General features: G+C 48.2%; 1 protein-coding gene. It reads right to left on the minus strand.

The genetic code is table 11. From position 1 onward, the window contains the following. Window positions 1-984: hypothetical protein (locus tag GTN70_08410; protein NIO17006.1), on the minus strand; the 984-nt coding region annotated here is incomplete at both ends.

Consider the following 984-nt stretch of genomic DNA (forward strand, 5'->3'; position numbering starts at 1 on the left):
ACTTCAGCTGGTGAACCCAATGCTCCATCAGATATCACTATCACTTTCCCTGTATATATCCCCGTCAGAAGCCCAGCAGGGTTTACTCTCACTTTAGCCTCGGTTACTGCATCCCCTGCTGCCCCTTCAGGTTCTATCGTTAGCCACCCAGCACTCGTCTCTGCTGTCCAGCCAGCTTTGCCGGTTGTATCTCCAATCAGCTCTACTGTAACTGCCTGCTCTAAAGGTACTGCATCACCTGTCCTATAGCTGTACTGAAGTGCATCAGGTCTTACACTCAGAGTTAATGCCTCCTCTATCTTTACTGTCACCTCAACTGTCTCCTCAGTTCCTGTATCAGCTCTCACTGTTATCTTTGCCTCATATGTGCCAGCTGAAAGTCCAGTTACATCTATCCCTACACTCATCTCTTTGCTCTCTCCAGATCCCAATGTCCCTGATGTATTCTGTAGAACTACCCACGGCTCGCTCGCTGACGCTGTGTAGCTAAATCCCCCTAAACCACTGTTACTTACCGTTACTGCCTGATCATCAGGTTTAACTCCCTCTTTGCTCGTAAAGCTCAACTCTAAAGGCATTACCTCCATGAATTTGTAGCTGTCCAGTCCAAACCTCTTAACTGATGATGTGTTCTGCGATGATACTGAAAGTATCCCCTCTGATGAGAGGCTTATACCTACAGGGGTCACCATTGGATTTGAAGGATCATGTACTACACCAAGATACTCACCGGTCAATCCGTCATAACAGAGCACTACACCCTGATACGCATCAGCTACATATACCCTGCCTGCTTCATCATGCGTTATCGCCTTGGGATTGATAAACTGACCAGGGTCCATTCCGTATGAGCCAAAGCTCCTCGTGGGATTACCTCCCATGTCAAATACCTGTACCCTTGCACCACGGTAAGGCTTGCCGTCTCCTCCCGTAAGCATTGGGCTGTCTATTACGTATATCTCACCACCATAGACTGTCACTGCC

This window comes from Deltaproteobacteria bacterium (genome assembly GCA_011773515.1).
GTDB lineage: Bacteria > Desulfobacterota > Deferrimicrobia > J040 > J040 > WVXK01.